Origin of the sequence: Dactylosporangium salmoneum (assembly GCF_039532525.1) — a bacterium.
Classification (GTDB): domain Bacteria; phylum Actinomycetota; class Actinomycetes; order Mycobacteriales; family Micromonosporaceae; genus Dactylosporangium; species Dactylosporangium salmoneum.
The window spans coordinates 1-16,689 of record NZ_BAAARV010000039.1; the positions used below are offsets into that span (position 1 = coordinate 1).

The 16,689-nt window shown below is 72.9% G+C and carries 16 protein-coding genes; 1 reads left to right on the top strand and 15 read right to left on the bottom strand.

What is annotated here, in order from left to right; translation table 11 throughout:
- Window positions 1–183: 183 nt before the first annotated feature.
- The 15 genes from ABD352_RS24815 to ABD352_RS24885 all read right to left on the bottom strand — a co-directional run bounded on the left by ABD352_RS24815 (window position 184) and on the right by ABD352_RS24885 (window position 14,262).
- Entirely contained in the window at window positions 184–1,539 is a 1,356-nt protein-coding gene (locus ABD352_RS24815; RefSeq protein WP_344614867.1) for a hypothetical protein, read from the bottom strand.
- 14 nt (window positions 1,540–1,553) lie between these two features.
- Window positions 1,554–2,327 carry a flagellar motor protein gene (locus ABD352_RS24820; RefSeq protein WP_344614868.1) on the bottom strand — a complete coding sequence of 258 codons (774 nt, stop codon included), beginning with the start codon at window positions 2,325–2,327 and terminating at the stop codon, window positions 1,554–1,556.
- Window positions 2,328–2,332: 5 nt separating this feature from the next.
- Window positions 2,333–2,617 (bottom strand): flagellar FlbD family protein, encoded by a 285-nt coding sequence (locus ABD352_RS24825; protein WP_344614869.1) that lies wholly within the window; start codon window positions 2,615–2,617, stop codon window positions 2,333–2,335.
- A gap of 16 nt (window positions 2,618–2,633) precedes the next feature.
- Entirely contained in the window at window positions 2,634–3,878 is a 1,245-nt protein-coding gene (gene flgF, locus ABD352_RS24830; RefSeq protein WP_344614870.1) for a flagellar basal-body rod protein FlgF, read from the bottom strand.
- A gap of 16 nt (window positions 3,879–3,894) precedes the next feature.
- Window positions 3,895–4,569 carry a flagellar hook capping FlgD N-terminal domain-containing protein gene (locus ABD352_RS24835; protein ID WP_344614871.1) on the bottom strand — a complete coding sequence of 225 codons (675 nt, stop codon included), beginning with the start codon at window positions 4,567–4,569 and terminating at the stop codon, window positions 3,895–3,897.
- A 97-nt stretch (window positions 4,570–4,666) separates the two neighbouring features.
- Window positions 4,667–6,760, bottom strand: coding sequence for a flagellar hook-length control protein FliK (locus ABD352_RS24840; protein WP_344614872.1), 2,094 nt, complete (start codon window positions 6,758–6,760; stop codon window positions 4,667–4,669).
- Complete coding sequence (locus ABD352_RS24845; RefSeq protein WP_344614873.1) at window positions 6,757–7,761, bottom strand: transglycosylase SLT domain-containing protein; 1,005 nt, start codon at window positions 7,759–7,761, stop codon at window positions 6,757–6,759. Before ABD352_RS24845 ends, ABD352_RS24840 begins: the two co-directional genes overlap by 4 nt.
- Complete coding sequence (locus ABD352_RS24850; RefSeq protein WP_344614874.1) at window positions 7,758–8,204, bottom strand: flagellar FliJ family protein; 447 nt, start codon at window positions 8,202–8,204, stop codon at window positions 7,758–7,760. The genes ABD352_RS24845 and ABD352_RS24850 overlap by 4 nt, the downstream gene beginning before the upstream one ends.
- Window positions 8,204–9,520: a FliI/YscN family ATPase gene (locus ABD352_RS24855; RefSeq protein WP_344614875.1), complete on the bottom strand. Its 1,317-nt coding sequence runs from the start codon at window positions 9,518–9,520 to the stop codon at window positions 8,204–8,206. Before ABD352_RS24855 ends, ABD352_RS24850 begins: the two co-directional genes overlap by 1 nt.
- Entirely contained in the window at window positions 9,517–10,353 is an 837-nt protein-coding gene (locus ABD352_RS24860) for a FliH/SctL family protein (RefSeq protein WP_344614876.1), read from the bottom strand. The genes ABD352_RS24855 and ABD352_RS24860 overlap by 4 nt, the downstream gene beginning before the upstream one ends.
- Window positions 10,337–11,347 carry a flagellar motor switch protein FliG gene (gene fliG, locus ABD352_RS24865; protein ID WP_344614877.1) on the bottom strand — a complete coding sequence of 337 codons (1,011 nt, stop codon included), beginning with the start codon at window positions 11,345–11,347 and terminating at the stop codon, window positions 10,337–10,339. The genes ABD352_RS24860 and fliG overlap by 17 nt, the downstream gene beginning before the upstream one ends.
- 191 nt (window positions 11,348–11,538) lie before the next feature.
- On the bottom strand, window positions 11,539–13,158 hold the full coding sequence (gene fliF / locus ABD352_RS24870; protein WP_344614878.1) for a flagellar basal-body MS-ring/collar protein FliF: 1,620 nt from the start codon (window positions 13,156–13,158) through the stop codon (window positions 11,539–11,541).
- The gene (gene fliE / locus ABD352_RS24875) at window positions 13,158–13,469 is read right to left on the bottom strand and encodes a flagellar hook-basal body complex protein FliE (RefSeq protein WP_344614879.1); all 312 of its coding nucleotides are present in this window, start codon (window positions 13,467–13,469) and stop codon (window positions 13,158–13,160) included. Before fliE ends, fliF begins: the two co-directional genes overlap by 1 nt.
- Window positions 13,470–13,474: 5 nt before the next feature.
- Window positions 13,475–13,879 (bottom strand): flagellar basal body rod protein FlgC, encoded by a 405-nt coding sequence (locus ABD352_RS24880; protein ID WP_344614880.1) that lies wholly within the window; start codon window positions 13,877–13,879, stop codon window positions 13,475–13,477.
- Between the two features lie 5 nt (window positions 13,880–13,884).
- Complete coding sequence (locus ABD352_RS24885) at window positions 13,885–14,262, bottom strand: flagellar basal body rod protein FlgB (protein WP_344614881.1); 378 nt, start codon at window positions 14,260–14,262, stop codon at window positions 13,885–13,887.
- 214 nt (window positions 14,263–14,476) lie between these two features.
- Between ABD352_RS24885 and ABD352_RS24890 the strand changes: the two genes are divergently transcribed.
- A complete protein-coding gene (locus ABD352_RS24890; protein WP_344614882.1) occupies window positions 14,477–16,675 on the top strand; it encodes an MMPL family transporter in 2,199 nt (732 codons plus the stop codon).
- The last annotated feature ends 14 nt before the right edge of the window (window positions 16,676–16,689 follow it).

Genomic DNA, 16,689 nt, shown 5'->3' on the forward strand with positions numbered 1-16,689 from the left:
TTCGTGGCCGCCCTTCTTGTGCTTGGCGTGCGCGCCGGCCTTCGCCGCGTGTCCACCACCACTCACGGCAGCCCCCTCCGAATCCGCCGGCGCCCTGTCACGCCGTCGGGGATGAGATCGGCCCAACCGCCCGACGGGTGAGTGCGGGACGGTTGCCGCGGGGGAGCCTCCTGGTGCGGGCCCTCAGCTCAGGAAATCGGCGATCGCGCGGCCGTCCTCGGTGCGGAAGCCCGGGTCCAGGCCGCGGCGCAGCTCCTCCTCCACGCCCCACCGGTCGCCGTGCACGAGCATGACCGCGAGCCGGTCGCGCAGGCGGCGCAGCTGCTCCGGCAGGGCGGCGGTGCCGGGGGCCCGCCAGCCGTCGTACACGTCCAGGCAGCCGAGGCGGGCGCCGCCCAGCCCGGCCAGGACGCGCTCGCGGGCCAGCTCCTCCTCGGTGTGCGGGCAGACCATGCGCCCGTCGACCATGCGCACCTTGTGGTTGGCGCCGAGGCAGCGCACGCCGACGCTCAGCGACAGCTGGTCGCGCGGGCGAGGTCCGGGCCCGTGGCGCTGCGGGAACAGGACGCCGTGGACGATCGGGTGCAGGTCGTCGGGGGCGAGGCGGCCCGACCGCAGGGCCTCGAAGAGCTCCGGCCGGCGCAGCAGCTCGGCCGGGATCGACGGGACGTCCGGCAGCTCGACGCCGAACTCCTCGCGCTCGGCCCGGCGCCGCCGATCCCAGTCCTCGCTGCCGGTGCGCTTGGGGATGAGCCGGGCAAGGGGCCGCTCGACGTCGATGACGAGCGTCACGGAGTTGCGCGGCACCTTGACCAGGTCAGCGCTGCGGCCGAGCTCGGCCAGGTGCCGGCGGATCAGGGTGGGCACCCGCGTGTGCGGCGGCCACTGCCACCGCAGGTTGCTGTCGGGGGCGCGGCGGCGGCGCGCGACGTCGCCCGGCGGGATCTGGAAGATGTAGTTGCCCCACCGGCCGTCGTCGAGGATCTGGCTGTCGAGCGTGAAGCCGGCCACCGACCACGCCTCGACGTGCCGGCCGGCCTCGTCCAGCTCGATCGCGCGCTCGGCCGCCGTTTCGGCGCTCGTCAGTCGCTCGCCGGCGCGGGTGAAGAACGGCAGGCGGTCCGCTCCGCCGCATTGGTCGAGGATTTCCGCGGTACACCGGAAATCCCAGCAATAGCGGGGGAGCGACTTCCGGCGGGCGCCGGACCCGAGCCCGGTGGTGCCGAGGCGCAGCGTCAGGCGTTGGGGGTCCCGCAGGGCCGCCGGGGTGCTGACCGTCAGCCAGCGGCCCAGCCGGTAGTGCGCGGCGGGCTCGAAGTATCCGCTGCGCTTGTCTCGCGGGAGGTACCACCGCAGCAGGTCCGGCGCCAGGTGCAGCAGGTCCGCCTCGGCCGGCCCGGCGGTCCCGGCGAGGTCGAGGTCCACGTGGACGTCCACGTTCGCGGCCGCGCACGCCCCGCGCCAGTCGCCCGCCAACCGGCGCTCGGTGGCGAGCTCGATCATCTCCGGGGGCACGGCCGACGGGTGCAGGGGACGCATCCCGCCATGATGGCCTAGGCGGCCTTCTCCTTCTCCTTCGAGGCGCCGGGCGGCAGGAGGCTGCGCAGCTTCTGCGCGACCAGGCGCGGGTTCGCACCGGCCTGGATGTTGATGATGCCCGCGATGACGAGCTCCATCTGCCCGCACTCGATGTCGGACAGGCGCTTCATCTTGGCGCCCATCGGCAGCCAGATGACGTTGGCCGACAGCACGCCCCACAGGGTGGCCACGAACGCGCCGGCGATCAGCTCGCCCAGCTTGGCCGGCTCGCTGAGGTTCTCCAGCACGTGGATGAGGCCGATGACGGTACCGATGATGCCGATCGTCGGCGCGTAGCCGCCCATGGCCGTGAAGATCGTCGCGGCCTGCTTGTCGGCCTTCTTCTTCGCCTCCACCTCGGCCTCGAGGATGGCGGCCAGCTCCTCGGAGTCCGTGCCGTCGATGGCCAGCTGCAGGCCCTTCTTCAGGAAGGGGTCCTGCACCTCCTTCATCGCGTCCTCCAGGGCCAGCAGGCCCTCCCGGCGGGCCTTCTCGGCCAGCTTCACGATGTCGTCGACGAGCGAGTCGTACACCGCCGACTTGGACAGCGTCACCCGCTTCAGCGAGTCGACCAGGCCGATGATGTCCTTGAGCATGCCGCCGGCCATGGCCGCGCCGATGGTGCCGACGAAGACCAGCACCAGCGGCGCGGCCAGGAAGATCGACCCGGGGCTGCCGCCCTCGAGGATCATCGCGGTGAAGATCGCGACGAAGGCGAGGACGATGCCAACGAGGGTTGCCGGATCCATGGTGCTCAGCGCTCCCGACGGTGCAGACGGACGACGTTGGTCTCTTTGACCCGCTCCGCGGCGGCCTCGGCCCGCTCCTCCGGTGTCTGCCCGGCGAGGTTCTGGGCCTCGGCGACGACCGAGGCCCGGTAGTGCCGGATGAGCCCCACGACCTCCGGCAGCGACTCGGCGACGAGGTACTTCGTGCCGTCGACAAGGGTGATGACGGTGTCGGGCGTGCAGTCCGCCCGCTCGACAAGGTCGGGGTTGAGCGCGAAGACCGGGCCGTTGAGGCGGGTCAGCAGTATCACGGCGCCCTCCTAGGACTTACCGCTTGAGGTTCACCAGCTCCTGCAGCACGTCGTCGGAGGTGCTGATGACCTTGGAGTTGGCCTGGAAGCCGCGCTGGGCGACGATCAGGTTGGTGAACTCCTGGGCGAGGTCGACGTTGGACATCTCGACCGCGCCGCTCTGCAGCGTGCCGAGCCCGCCGGAGCCCGGCGCGTTGACCTGGGCCAGGCCGGAGTTGACGGTGAAGCGGTACAGCGAGTCGCCGACCTTCTCCAGGCCGGGCGGGTTGTTGAAGTTGGCCAGCGCCAGCTGCGCGACGGTCTGCTTGTTGCCGTTGGAGAAGATGCCGACCAGCTGACCGTCGGGGTTGATGGAGAACGACTGCAGCGTCGCGGCCGGCGCGCCGTTCTGGCTCAGCGGCTGCACCGTGGCGTTGCCGGTGTACTCGGTCAGGCCGGCCAGGTCGACGTCGATCATCGTGCCGGTGCCGTTGCCCGACGGGTCGTACTGCATACCGATGTGCGTGCCGCCGGCCGCGTCGGTGTACGTCGGCTGCGTGATCTGCCCGTTGCTGCCGAACACCAGCGGGGTCAGCGGGCTCTGCGCGCCGCCGTTGCCGTCGTCGAGCTGCAGCGACCAGGACTGCGCGGACGGGTCCCAGATGAACTGCTGCCGCAGGGTCCGCTGCGCGCCGGTGGTGTCGTAGATCTTGATGGTCCGCGAGATCGTGGTCGCGTTGCTGCCGGCGTTGGCCGGGAGGTTGCCGGCGATGACCGCGGCGGTGGTGGCCGTGGGCGCGATCAGGGTGCCCATCGGCAGCCGGATGTCGCCCAGCGGCGCGTTGCTGTTGACCACGCCGTTGACCGCCGGCCAGCCCTGCACCGCGGCGCCGGTCGGGGTGACCAGCTTGCCCTCGGCGTCGAAGTTGAAGGCGCCGGCCCGGGTGTACAGCTGCTCGTTGGTCGAGTTCACCACGAAGAAGCCGTCGCCGGAGATCATGACGTCGGTCGCCCGGCCGGTGGTCTGGGCCGAGCCCTGCACGAAGCTGGTGTTGATGGCGGCCAGCCGCACGCCCAGGCCGACCTGGGCGGGGTTGGTGCCGCCGAGCTCGGGCTGGGGGGCGCCGGCGCTGCGCATCATCTGGCTCAGCGTGTCGGCGAAGACCGTCTGGGCCGACTTGTACCCGACGGTGTTGACGTTCGCGATGTTGTTGCTGGTGACGTCCATCATCTGCTGGTGCGCGCGCAGGCCGCTGATGCCGGAGAAGAGTGAGCGGAGCATCTGGGGTGGTTTCCTTTCAGGACGCCTGAGTGGGTGGTTGCGCTGGCGTCGCCGGTGGCGTCTGCGGCGCTTGTTGCGTTGGTGTCTGTGGCGTTTGTTGCGTGGGTGGCGTCTGCTGCGCCGCCGGCTGGGACGTCTGCGGCGTCTGCTGCGTGTCCGGCGTCTGCTGTGCGGGCGGGGCCTGCTGCGTGTCCGGCGTCTGCTGTGCGGGCGGGGCCTGCTGCGTGGCCGGCTGAGCCGGCTTGTCGCTGGCCGGCGGAGCCGCCGCGTCGGTGGCCGTCACCTGCTTGATGTCGGCCAGCGCCACGTCCGCGTCGCCGACGCGCACGGTCGTCGTGGTCCCGGCGAACTTCGCGGCGGTCACCACGCCGGTCTGTTCCTTGCCGTCCTTGCCGGTGTACGTCACCGTGCGCCCGATCAGGTTGCTCGCACCGAGCTGGAGCTGAGCGGCCAGCAGGTTCTGCTCGACCGTGGCCATGTCGGTGAGCTTCTCGACGGTCGTAAACTGGGCCGTCTGCGCCAGGAACTCGGTGTTGTCCATCGGGTGGCTCGGGTCCTGGTACTTCAGCTGCGCCACGAGCAGCTTCAGGAACGCGTCCTTGCCCAGCTCACCGCCGGGCTTGGCGGGCTCGTCCGTCTTGTTCGTCGTCGTGGCCGGGGCATCGGTGGCCGGGGCATTGGCATTCGGCATGTAGTCGGCGACGTTGCCGGTGACCGGGGTCTTCTTCGGCAGGTAGTCGGCGACGTTGCCGCTGACCGGCGTCGGGGCTGTAATGGCGGGCTCCCTTCTACAGCTGTACGTCGACCAGGCCGTCGTCGTCGACCGGCGCCGGCGGCTCGATGGCGAAGCTTTGGTCGCCTTCGGGCGTACGCCGTTGAGATCGTCCCTCCGGCTGCCAACCTGAGAAATGTTGCGACTGGTTGCCCGCGGGGGAGTCCTGCTGGTGCAGGTCCAGCGCGCAGCCGGCGAAGCCCGCGTCGGTGAGGTCCTGGCGCAGCTGGGGCAGCGCCGCCTGCAGGGCCGCCTGGCCGGCCTCGCGGTCGGCCCGCAGCTGTACCGCGATCGTGCCGTTGCGCACCTCGGCCACGACGCTGACCGGCCCGAGGTTCTCGGGCTGCAGCCGCAGCGTCATGCGGTGCACCCCGTCGGGCCCGCGGCGCAGCGGCGAGAGCACGCTGACCAGCTGCGGCGCCACGCTGCCCCAGCCGTCGGTCCCGGTCGGCGCGGGTTGCGGCACCGCGGGCGCCGGGGTGGTGGGCGCCGCCACCGGCACGGCACTCGGCGCGGCATTCGGCACCGCGCCCGCCACGACGTTCTGGTCGGCGCCCGGCGCGACGTTCTGGGCGGCGTCCGGCACGGTCGCCGGGCCGGCCCGGTGCGCAGAGGGTGCGAGGACGGCAGCCGCGGTCGCGTCCGTCACCGCCGGCTGGCCCACACCCGGGTCGCGCACGGGCGCGCCGCCCGCCGGGCCGGCGGCCGCGGGTCGTGGCGCGACTGGCGCGGCGGGCAGGACGGGTCCGGCCGGAGCGGCGGTGCCCGGTTGGTTGTTCCCCGGCTGCTGACTCCCCGGCCGGCCGTCACCCGGCTGGAAGCTGCCCTGTTGGAAGGCGCCCTGCTGCAAGCTGCCCTGCTGGAGACCGCCCTGCTGGAAGGTGACCGGTGCGGCGGTGTCCGGTGCCCCGGCGGCGGGCGCCGCGACCGGCGTCGAGGCGGTGGCCGGCGCGGCCGCCACCGCGCCCGGCAGGACGGCGGCGACGACGGGATCGGTGGCCGGCGCCGGCCGCGCGACGGCTGGAGCCGATGCCCTCGCGGGTGCCTGCGCCGGTGCCTGAGCCGGTGCCTGGGTGGGTGCCGGTGCCTGGACGGGTGCCGGGGGCTGGGCCGTCGTCGCCGTGGCCGGTGCCGCGACGACCGGCCGGGTCGCGTCCGCTATCACCCCGGCCGGCCCGGGCACGGCCGGCGTGCTCGGGGCCGCCGCGTCGGGCATCGCGGAGGCGGCCTGGCCGGCCACCACCCCGGCCCCCTGCTGCGTGACGACGGCCGGACGGCCAGCGGCCGGCGGCAAGCCGGTCGGGCCCGGATCGGTCGGCGCGGTCGCCCCCTGTGGTGGTGCGGCCTGAACCCCCGGCGCCTCGACGGCGATGACGGCGGCCCCGCCCTCAATGGCCACGGCCACGGTCGCCGACTCCGGGACGGCGATCTCCACCGTCGCCGGCGCCGCGCCCTCGTTCCGGACCTCGATGAGCGCGACCGGCGTGATCGGTGCGGCCTGCGCGGGCATGGGCCGGCTGGGCAGCGGGCCGGTCTGGATGACGGTCGGGGTGGTGCTCCCGGCGGTGGCGGCGAGCTTGGCCTCCAGGTCCGCCGCGAGAACGGAGCGGAGGTCGCCGGGGTCGGCCGGCGCGGGCGTGGGAGCCCCCGGAAGCGGCAGCGACCCCGGGTTCGGCGCAGTGCCGGAGGCGGCCGCCTCCGCCGGGACGAACGAGACGGCCAACTGAGCCGGGGCGGCCTGGGCCAGCGTCGTCAAGGCGGGCGCGGCGGTCTGAGCCTGCGTCGTCAAGGCGGGGGCGGCGGTCTGGGCCCGCGTCGTCAAGGCGGGCGCGGCGATGGCGGCCTGCATCGCGGGTGGGATCAGCAGGAGCAGCGCGACCCCCGCGTCGTCCGGGGGCGCCTCGCCGGCCTTGGCCGCCGGCCTGCGCTGCCCGGTGGCGGCGTGCGGCATGTCGTCGACGGCGGCGCTCAGCGCCTCCTCGATCGTGTTGGCGAGGGTCCCGGCGAAGTCCTCCGCCGGGGCGTCGGGGGAGGCGGTGGTGGCGCGCGGCGAGGGGGCCGCCCCCTTGGCCGGGGTGGCCACCGCGAGCGGGAGCGGGAGCACGGTCACGACAGCAGCCCCCCGTCCGCGGCCAGGACGGTCCCGAGCTGGGCCATCGCCGCCTTCACCTTCGGCACGTAGGCCTGGGTCTGCGGGAACGGGGGGATGCCGCCGTACCGGCTGACCGCCCCGCCGCCGGCGTTGTAGGCGGCCAGCGCCAGGTCCAGCGAACCGAAGCGCTTCAGGTTGTTCGACAGCATGCGGGCGGCGCCGTCGACGGCCTCGGTCGGGTCCAGGGCGTCGACGCCGAGGCCCTGGGCCGTGGCCGGCATCAGCTGCATCAGGCCCTGTGCGCCGGCGCCGCTGACCGCGTTCGGGTTGAAGCCCGACTCCACCTTGGCCACCGCGGCCAGCAGCGAGGGCTCCAGGCCGTACCGGTCCGCGGCCGACTGGAACAGGTCGGCGTAGGGCACGGAGGACGACAGCGGGGCGGCCGGGCTCGTCAGGGCCGCCGGGCGCAGGGCCGGGGTGGTGGCAGGGGCGGCGACGCGCCGGATCGCCGTGGGCGTGCCGGCGACCGGCTCGACCTTCACCACGTCGCCGGTGTGCGGGGCGACGATCATCTTGCCGGAGCCGGCGTAGATGGCGATGTGATTGACCGGGCGGCCGAACGCCAGCAGGTCGCCCGGGCGGGCCTGGGCCAGCGACGGCACCGCGGTGCCCATCTTGGCCTGCTCGGCGGCGGTGCGCGGCAGTCGCACGCCGAGGTCGCCGTAGGCCCGCTGGACCAGGCCGGAGCAGTCCAGCCCGCTCTCCGGGGTGTTACTGCCGAAGGTGTACGGCGTGCCGAGATACTTCCCGGCGGCGTTCACCACGTCGGCGCCGGACACGCCGGCCGAGCGGCTCGCGGCGGCGATGGCGGACGTGGCCGGGACGGCCGTCGCGGTGGAGTCCACAGTGGACTGCAGGGTGTCCCGGAAGGCCGACGCGGCGTCGGACGCGGCGGGCTGCGGGCGGCCCAGCATCGAGCGGATCTCGGAAATGCGGGCCTGGGCCTCGAGCACGGTCACGGGCGTCCCTCCGGGTCTACGGTGTTCGAGTAGGAGCCGGCGGTGGTGATGTCGTCGACCGCCTTCGCCTCCGCCGCGGCCTCCGTGCGCTTGCGGGTGGCGTCGTGGCGCTCCTGGAGCTTCTCGATGGTGCGCCGCTGCACGGCGGCGTCGGTGAGCTCGCGCATGCGCTCCTGCACGGTCTCGTCGGCGGTCTGGCTCAGCGCTATCGCGGCGGCGAGCTCGCCGGCGAGGGCCTGGCGCGAGGTCAGCGTGGCGGCGAACGCGGCCGCGGAGGCGCCGCCGAGCACCGTGCGGCCGTCGAGGTCGCGTTCGCGGGCCCGCACCCGTTGCACGGCGGCGGTGGCGTCGGCTCGTGCGCGTACCACCGCGGCCTTTGCCAGGTCTTCCTGAGCCTTCCGGGCGCGTAGCACGGCGCCGAGCCGGAATCCGTTCTTGGCCATCAGCCACCTGCCAGGAGCGTGTCGAGCATCTGCCACGCCCGGGGCGCTGGGGTGGTGTCGTCCATGTCCTGCCGGAGGAAGTCGTTGATCCGCGGCCACAGCTCGCGGGCGCGGTCGGCGTCCGGGTTGGTGCCGGTCACGTAGGCGCCGATCTCCACCAGCTCGCGCACGTCGCGTTGGGCCGCCAGCATGCGTCGCAGCGCGATGGCGTTGGCCCGCTGCTCGGGCGTGGTCACGGCGTTGGCCACCCGGGAGACCGACTCCAGCACGTCGATGCTGGGGAAGTGCCCGGACGTGGCCAGGCGCCGGTCCAGCGTGATGTGGCCGTCGAGGATCGAGCGGGCCGAGTCGGCGATCGGCTCGTTGTGGTCGTCGCCCTCCACCAGCACCGTGTACAGCCCGGTGATGCTGCCGGTCGGGGCCGGGCCGGCCCGCTCCAGCAGGCGGGGGAGCAGGGCGAAGACGCTCGGCGGGTAGCCGCGGGTGGCCGGTGGCTCGCCGGCGGACAGGCCGACCTCGCGCTGGGCCATGGCGGTGCGGGTGAGGCTGTCCATGAGCAGCAGCACGTCCGAGCCGCCGTCGCGGAAGTACTCGGCGATGCGGGTCGCGACGAAGCCCGCCCGCAGGCGCACCAGCGGCGGCTGGTCGGAGGTGGCGATGACCACTACGGAGCGGGCCAGTCCCTCCGGCCCGAGGTCGTTCTCGATGAACTCGCGCACCTCGCGCCCGCGCTCGCCGACGAGCCCGACGACCGAGATCTCCGCGTCGGTACCGCGGGTGATCATCGACATCAGCGAGGACTTCCCGACGCCGCTGCCCGCGAAGATGCCCATCCGCTGCCCCCGGCCGCACGGCACGAGGGTGTCCAGCGCCCGCACCCCCAGCGAGAGCGGCTCGAGCACCCGCCCCCGGGCCAGCGCGACCGGCGCCTCGTTCTCCACCGGCACGTGCTCCAGGCCGAAGAGCGCGGGTCCGCCGTCCATCGGTCGCCCGAGCCCGTCGAGGATGCGTCCGCGCAGCTGCGGGCCGACCGGGATCCGCAGCGGCCCGCCGGTGCTCACCACCGGGCTGCCGGTGCCGATCCCGGAGAGCGGGCCGAGCGGCAGGCAGGCCAGCCGGTCGCCGGTGATGGAGACGACCTCGGCCGGCACGACCCCGCCGGTGGCCGGGTCGCCGATCTCGACGAGGTCCCCGACCCGCCCCTCGACCCCGGCGACGGTGACGGACAGCCCGATGATCGACACGACCCGCCCGCTGACGCGGGGATGCGCGGCCTGCGCGGCCGCCGCGAGCCGCTGCCGCAGTGCGGATGTCATTGCTCCAAGACCTCCCGGACCCGGTCGAGCGCGGGGCCCAGCCGGGCGTCGACCGTCGTGGCATCGCTCAGCGCCACCGCGTCGCCCGGCAGGAGGCCCGGGTCGTCCACGAGGGACACCGTGCGGCCGTCCATGACCAGTTCCGTCTGCCCGATCGTCACGCGGTCGGCCGGGTTGAGGCGTACGGTGACCGCAGTTCCCGCCGGGGCCAGCGCGAGCGCCCGGGCCAGCGCCTCCCGGCCCGGCTCCTCGGCGGTGCGCAGCTCGCGGCGCAGCACCGCCTCGGCGATCGCGAAGGCGGTGGACAGGATCTGCTCCTCGATGTCCTCCGCGGCCGGGACGACCCGCGCGTCGAGGTCGGCCGCGGCCCGGCCGATCGCCTGCACGGCCCGCTCGACCCGGTGCCGGTGCATCTGTGCCACCTGCGCGGCCTCCTCGGCGGCCTGGGCGGCCTCCACGACGGCGGCCTCGCGCGCCTCGCGGACACCCTGGGCCCACCCGGCGGCGTAGCCGGTCGCCTCGGCCTCGGCCCGCCACCGCGCGACCAGGTCGGGCGGCAGCGTCTCGCGCTCGCGCAGGTCGACGTCGAACCGGGCGGAGGGCGCCGCAGTGGCCCGCGCGTCGCGCAGCACGTTCTCGCCGAAGCGGACCGTGGCCGGCGCCTCAGGCGGGGGGAAGGCCCGCGTCGCCGGGGTCACCGGCGGGGGAGGCGGCGGCGGGAAGGCCTTGCGCGGCGGGGCCGCCCGCTTCTTCGGCGGCGCCGGGAACGCCAGCGGGTAGTCCTCCGCCTGCTCGTCCGGCGCCGGGGGCTCGAACTCAGCCCACGAACTCATCGTCGTCACCCCTGCTGATCACGATCTGGCCGGACTCCTCCAGGGTGCGGATGGCCTGGACGATCTTGGCCTGCGACTCCTCGACCTGGCGCAGCCGGACGGGGCCGAGCATCTCGATCTCGTCGGCCAGGTTCTCCGCGGCGCGCTCGGAGAGGTTCTTCATGACCTTCTGGCGCACCTCCTCGCGCACGCCCTTGAGCGCGGTGGCGAGGTCGTTGGTCTCGACCTGGCGCAGCACCAGCTGGATGGAGCGGTCGTCGAGGGAGACGATGTCCTCGAACATGAACATCTTGGAGCGGATCTCCTCGGCCAGCTCCGGGTTGCGCCCGGCGAGGCCCTCCAGGATGAGCCGCTCGGTGGCCCGGTCGGTCCGGTTGATGATCTCCACCAGCGGCTCCAGGCCGCCGACGTTGGACAGGTCGCTGGGCTGCAGTACCGAGGACATCTTGCGCTCCAGCGTGGACTCGACCTGCCGGATGATGTCCGGCGAGGTGCGGTCCATGACGGCGATGCGGTGCGCGACGTCGGCCTGCAGCTCCGGGGCCAGGCCGGAGAGGATCTGCGAGGCCTGCGTCGCGGTCATGTGGGCCAGCACCAGCGCGATCGTCTGCGGGTGCTCGTCCTGCAGGAACGACAGCAGCTGGCGGGGGTCGGCCTGGCCGAGGAAGCCGAACGGCACGTCCATGAAGACGGTGTTGAGCCGGCCCACGATCTCGCCGGCCCGCTCCCGGCCGAGGGAGGCCTCGAGCAGGTCGCGGGCGAAGTCCATGCCGCCCTGGCCGACGTACTTGTGCCCGGTCGCCATGTCGTGGAACTCCTCGAGCACCACGTTGGCGATGTCGGCCTCGACCTGGCCGAGCCGCACGATCTCGGCGGTGAGCTCCTCGACCTCCGACTCGCGGAGGTGCGCCATGATCTTGGCGGCGTCCTCCTTGCCCATCTGCACGAGCAGGATGGCGGCCTTGCGCAGCCCCGTCATCTCGCCCGTGTTCATCTACCACCTTCTATGCTTGACGTGCTTCGCTAAATCGTGATATGTCCGAAATGTCGTGGCGCGTCAGCGCCCGACATTTCGCCTGCGGTTGCCGGGTCTAGCTCCGCCGGTCGGCAAGCCAGCCGCGCAGGAGCTGGGCCACCTCTAGCTCCGCCGGTCGGCGAGCCAGCCGCGCAGGAGCTGGGCCACCTCTAGCTCCGCCGGTCGGCAAGCCAGCCGCGCAGGAGCTGGGCCACCTCGTCCGGCTGCTTCTCGACCATCGTGGTCAGGTCGCGGAAGCGCCCGTCGCGGTCGAACTCCTCGCCCGGGGCGCCGCCGCCCTCCAGCGCCGCGGCGCCGCCCAGCCCGCCGCCGCCGTCCAGCGAGAGCTTGGCCCGGGCCGCCTCGATCGCCGCCTGCATCTCCTCGAGCGCGGCGTTCTGCTCCTCGCTCAGCTTCGCCTTCTCCGACTTGCGGCGCTTGCGCTGGGCGAGGGCGGCGATGATGAGCAGCAGCAGGAGCGCCAGGGCGATCGCGCCCATCTGGATGTACTGCTGCTGAACCTCCGCCTGCTGCCCCTTCGCCGCCTCCTTGGCCGCGTTCTGCTCCGCCGTGGCCGCGCTGGTGTCGAACGCCATCGAGCTGACCGCGATCTGGTCGCCGCGGGTCGGGTCCAGGCCCACCGCGGAGGAGACGAGCTGCTGCAGCTGCGCGAGGTCGACCTTGGCCACCGCGCTGTCCACGATCACCGCGATGCCGAGCTTGTTCACCCGGCCGGGCGCGGTCTTGGTCGTCTCGGTGACCATGCCGACGGCGTTGTTGCGGGTCTCGGTCGTCTGCTGGTACTGCCCGTCCCCGCCGGCCCCGGTCCCGTTCGGCACCTGGATGTTGTCCGGGCCGAGCACCCCGCCGACGGGCACCCCGTTGCCGCCGGTGTACTGCTCCGACTTCTTCTGCTCGGACAGCGGCGGCACGGCCGGGTCGGCCACGTACTTCTGCGTCTTCGTCTCGGTGTTGTCGAAGTTCAGGTTGGCGGTGACGTTCACGGCCGAGTGCCCGGGCCCGACGACGGTGTCGAGCATGGTCTGTACCGCGGCCCGCAGCCGCTGCTCGTAGGAGCTGGTCTGGCCCGACGAGCTGTCCGGGCCGCCGCCCCCGCCGGCGCTGTCCGATGTGGACAGCACCTTGCCGCCGGCGCTGACCACGGTGACGGCCTGCGGCTCCAGGCCCTCCACGCTGGAGGAGACCAGGTGCACGATCGAGGTCACCTGGTCGCCGGTCAGGTTCTTGGTGCCGGTGTTCACCAGCACGGAGGCGGTGGGCGCCTGCTGGTCGTCGGTGAAGACGTCCTTCTGCGGAATGGCCAGATGTACCGACGCCGAGGAAACCCCGGCGATGGACTTGATGGTCTTGGCGAGCTCGCCCTCCAGGGCGCGCCGGTAGGTCACCTGCTGCATGAACTCGCTGGTCATGATGCCCTGCTTGTCCAGCAGGGCGTAGCCGGCGTCGCCCTGTGCGGGCAGGCCGGCGCCGCTCATCTCGATGCGCAGCCCGTACACCTGGTCGGCCGGCACGTTGATGGTGCCGCCGCCGTCGGAGAGCGTGTAGGTGACCCCGTCGGCGTTGAGCTTGTCGACGATGGCACTCGCGTCGGCCGAGGCCAGGTTGGAGAACAGGGGCGCCATCTGCGGCTTGCCGGACCAGCTCGCGAAGAAGTAGCCGCCGATCGCGAGCGCCAGGACGGCGAAGACCGTGACGGCCTTCTGCCCGGGCGAGAACGACTTCCAGCCGTCGACGCCCCGGCGGCCGAGCGCGGTGAGCCGGTCGCGCATCAGGCCTGCATCCTCATGATCTCGTTGAAGGCGTCAAGGGCCCGGTTGCGCACGGCCACGGTGAGGCTCGTGGCGAGGCTGGCCTCGGTCGCCGCGATGATGTAGTCGTGCACGTCGGTGAGCTTCCCGGTGGCCGCCTGCACGGCCAGGTCGTCGGCGGTGTTCTGGGCGTTCTGCAGCTTCTGCAGCCCCTGGGCGACCATGGAGCCGAAGTCCGCGCCCGAGCCGGTCTGCACGGGCCTGCCGGTCGAGCCGAGCAGGTCGTTGACCGGGGTGATGGACGCGAGCGGGGCGATGGCGTCGATGCTCATGCGGGTCAGCCCTTCCCGACCTGGATCGCGGCCTGGTAAGCGTCCTTGGCGCGGTCGACGACGGTGAGATTCGCCTGGTACGCCCGTTGCGCCATCATCAGCTGCGTCATCTGCGAGCCCAGGTCGATGTCCGGGTACTTCACGTAGCCCTCGCGGTCCGCGATCGGGTTGTCCGGCTCGTACACCAGGCGGCCCTTGGGCGAGCCGAGGGCCGTCCCGGAGACCACCACGCCGCCGTCGCCGTTGCCGTAGTGCACGGCCTGCGCCTGGACGTACCGGGCCCGGAACACGTCGCCGCTGGTCGGCACCGCGTCGTTGATGTTGGCGAGGTTGTCCGACACGGCGTCGAGCCACTTGCGGTAGACGGTGACGCCCGTGCCGGCGATGCCGATCGCCCCGAAGATGCCCATCGCGCTCAGCCCCTGATCGCCGCGCGCAGCAGGCCGAACTTGTCGTCGGTCGCGCGCAGCATCGTCTGGTACCGCAGCCCGGTGTCGATGTTCGAGAGCACCTCGTGGTCGAGGTTCACGTTGTTGCCGTCCTCCCGGGTCGGCTCCAGCGAGCGGGCCGTGGTGATGGCCCCCTCGCGCGGGTCGCCCGCCTGCACCGCGGTGCGCAGGGCGTCCTCGAACTCCACCCGGCCGGCCAGGAAGCCGGGCGTCTGGATGTTGGCGATGTTGTCGGCGATCACCCGTTGCCGCTTGGCCAGCCCGTCCAGGGCGCCGTGCAGGGTGACCGACGTGATGTCCTCGAGCACGCGAACCGAACCCCCGTCGGTGTGTCGCCTGTCCATGGCCTTCGGGATGAGCGATCCTTGCTCATTCGGGCAATCGGCGCGCCCGAGGCGATGTTGAGGCAGTCCGGTGGTTTCTTCGGTTGCCGTCCGGTTGCCGTCCGGTGGCAGCGGTGCGCCCTGATACTCAGGGAAACCCCCGGTTCTTGGATCCGGGTGCGGGCCGGGTGCAGCCCGGATGTCCGCGGCGCGGCGAATTCATAGCGTCATTGCCGTGGAGAAGAGACCGATAACTGTTCGGGTCGCACGCTGGAGCGCCGAGCACCCGTGGCGCGCCATCGCATTGTGGGTCGTGTTCGTCGCCGTCTGCTTCATCGGCGGGAACGCGGCGGGGACCGTCGATGCCACCAACCGGGATCAGGCCATCGGCGAGTCCGGCCGGGCCGGCGTCATCGTGGACGACGGGCACTTCGACAACCCGGCCACCGAGAGCGTGCTCATCACCGCCCGCTCCGGCGCCTTGAACACCGACGCCGCGATGGGCGCGGCCGCCGACGTCGCCACCGCCATGAAGGCGCTGCCGGACGTCGCGGACGTCAGCGACCCGCTGCCGTCGCACGACAAGACCGCCCTGCTGGTCCGGGTAACCCTGAAGGGCGACCCCGACACCGCCGGGGACCGCCTCGGGCCGCTGCAGAAGGCGACCGCGGACGTCCAGGCCAAGCATCCCGACCTGCGGGTGGAGGAGACCGGCGGGCCGTCGATCTCCAAGGCCATGGACGACACGCTGGGCGCGGACTTCAAGCGGGCCGAGTACCTCAGCCTGCCCGTCACCTTCGCCATCCTCATCGTCGCCTTCGGCGCGCTCATCGCGGCCGGCGTGCCGGTCCTGCTCGCGCTGTCCTCGGTCGCCGCCGCGCTCGGCCTGTCCACCCTGGCCTCGCACCTGGTGCCCTCGACCGACACCACCTCCAGCGTCATCCTGCTGATCGGCATGGCCGTCGGCGTCGACTACTCGCTGTTCTACCTGCGCCGCGAGCGCGAGGAGCGGGCCAAGGGGCGGGCACACCTCGACGCGGTCGAGATCGCCGCGGAGACCTCCGGGCACGCGGTCGTGGTCTCCGGCATCGCCGTGACGATCGCGATGGGCGGGCTGTTCCTCGCCGGCGACGTGGTCTTCTCGTCCCTGGCCCTGGGCTCCATCCTGGTCGTGCTGGTCGCCGTGCTCGGCTCGCTGACCGTGCTGCCGGCGCTGCTGTCCAAGCTCGGCCGCTGGATCGACCGGCCGCGGGTGCCGCTGCTGTGGCGCCTCACCCGGCCCCGCACCGACGACCGGGGCTCCCGCGTCTGGGGCGCCCTGCTGCGGCCCGCGCTGCGCCGGCCCGCCGCGACGCTCGCGATCTCGGTGCTCGCCCTGCTGGCGCTGGCCGCGCCGGCGCTGAGCATGCGGCTGACGTTCCCCGGCATGGAGGACCTGCCGCGCACGACCCCGGCCATGCAGGCGTACGACCGGCTCGTGAAGGCCTTTCCGAGCAACGGCACGGTGCACACGGTGGCTGTTCGGGTGCCCGCCGGGCAGCTGGACGCGACCAAGGCGGCGCTCACCCAGCTGGCCACCAGGGCCGCGGCCGACCCGCTCTTCGCACCGCTCGACGAGGCTCCTGACGTGCAGGTGTCCAAGGACGGCAAGGTCGCCGTGCTCGACGTCGCCACGCCCTTCGAAGGCCGCTCCGACCAGGCCAAGGAGTCGCTGAACCGGCTGCGCACCCAGCTCGTGCCGCAGACGGTCGGCGGGGTGTCGGGGGCCGAGGTCGCGGTCGGTGGGTTCGTCGCCGCCGACGTGGACTACGCCGGGCACGTCAAGGAGAAGCTGCCGATCGTCATGGCCTTCGTGCTGGTGCTGACCTTCCTGGTGATGGCCTTCACCTTCCGCTCGGTGGTCGTCGCGCTGACCTCCATCGCGCTGAACCTGCTGTCCGCGGCGGCCTCCTACGGTCTGGTGGTGCTCATCTTCCAGGGCACCTGGGCCGAGGGCATCCTGGGCTTCAAGTCCATGGACGCGGTCGTGTCCTGGCTGCCGCTGTTCCTCTTCGTGGTGCTCTTCGGCCTCTCGATGGACTACCACGTCTTCGTGGTCAGCCGGATCCGCGAGGCGGTCCGCCGGGGCCTGACCACCCGCGAGGCGGTCGCCCAGGGCATCTCGGGCTCGGCCGGCGTGGTCACCAGCGCGGCGGTGGTGATGGTGGCGGTGTTCTCCATCTTCGCCACGCTGAGCACGATCGACATGAAGCAGCTCGGGGTCGGCCTGGCGGCGGCGATCCTGCTCGACGCGACGATCATCCGGGCGGTCGTGCTGCCCTCGCTGATGACCCTGCTGGGCGACGCCAACTGGTGGGCGCCGCGGTTCATGCGCCCCAGGTCGCAGCCGCAGCACCGGGCCCCCGAGAGCGAGCGGGTTTTCCTAAAGGTCTGATTCGGTAGCCGATG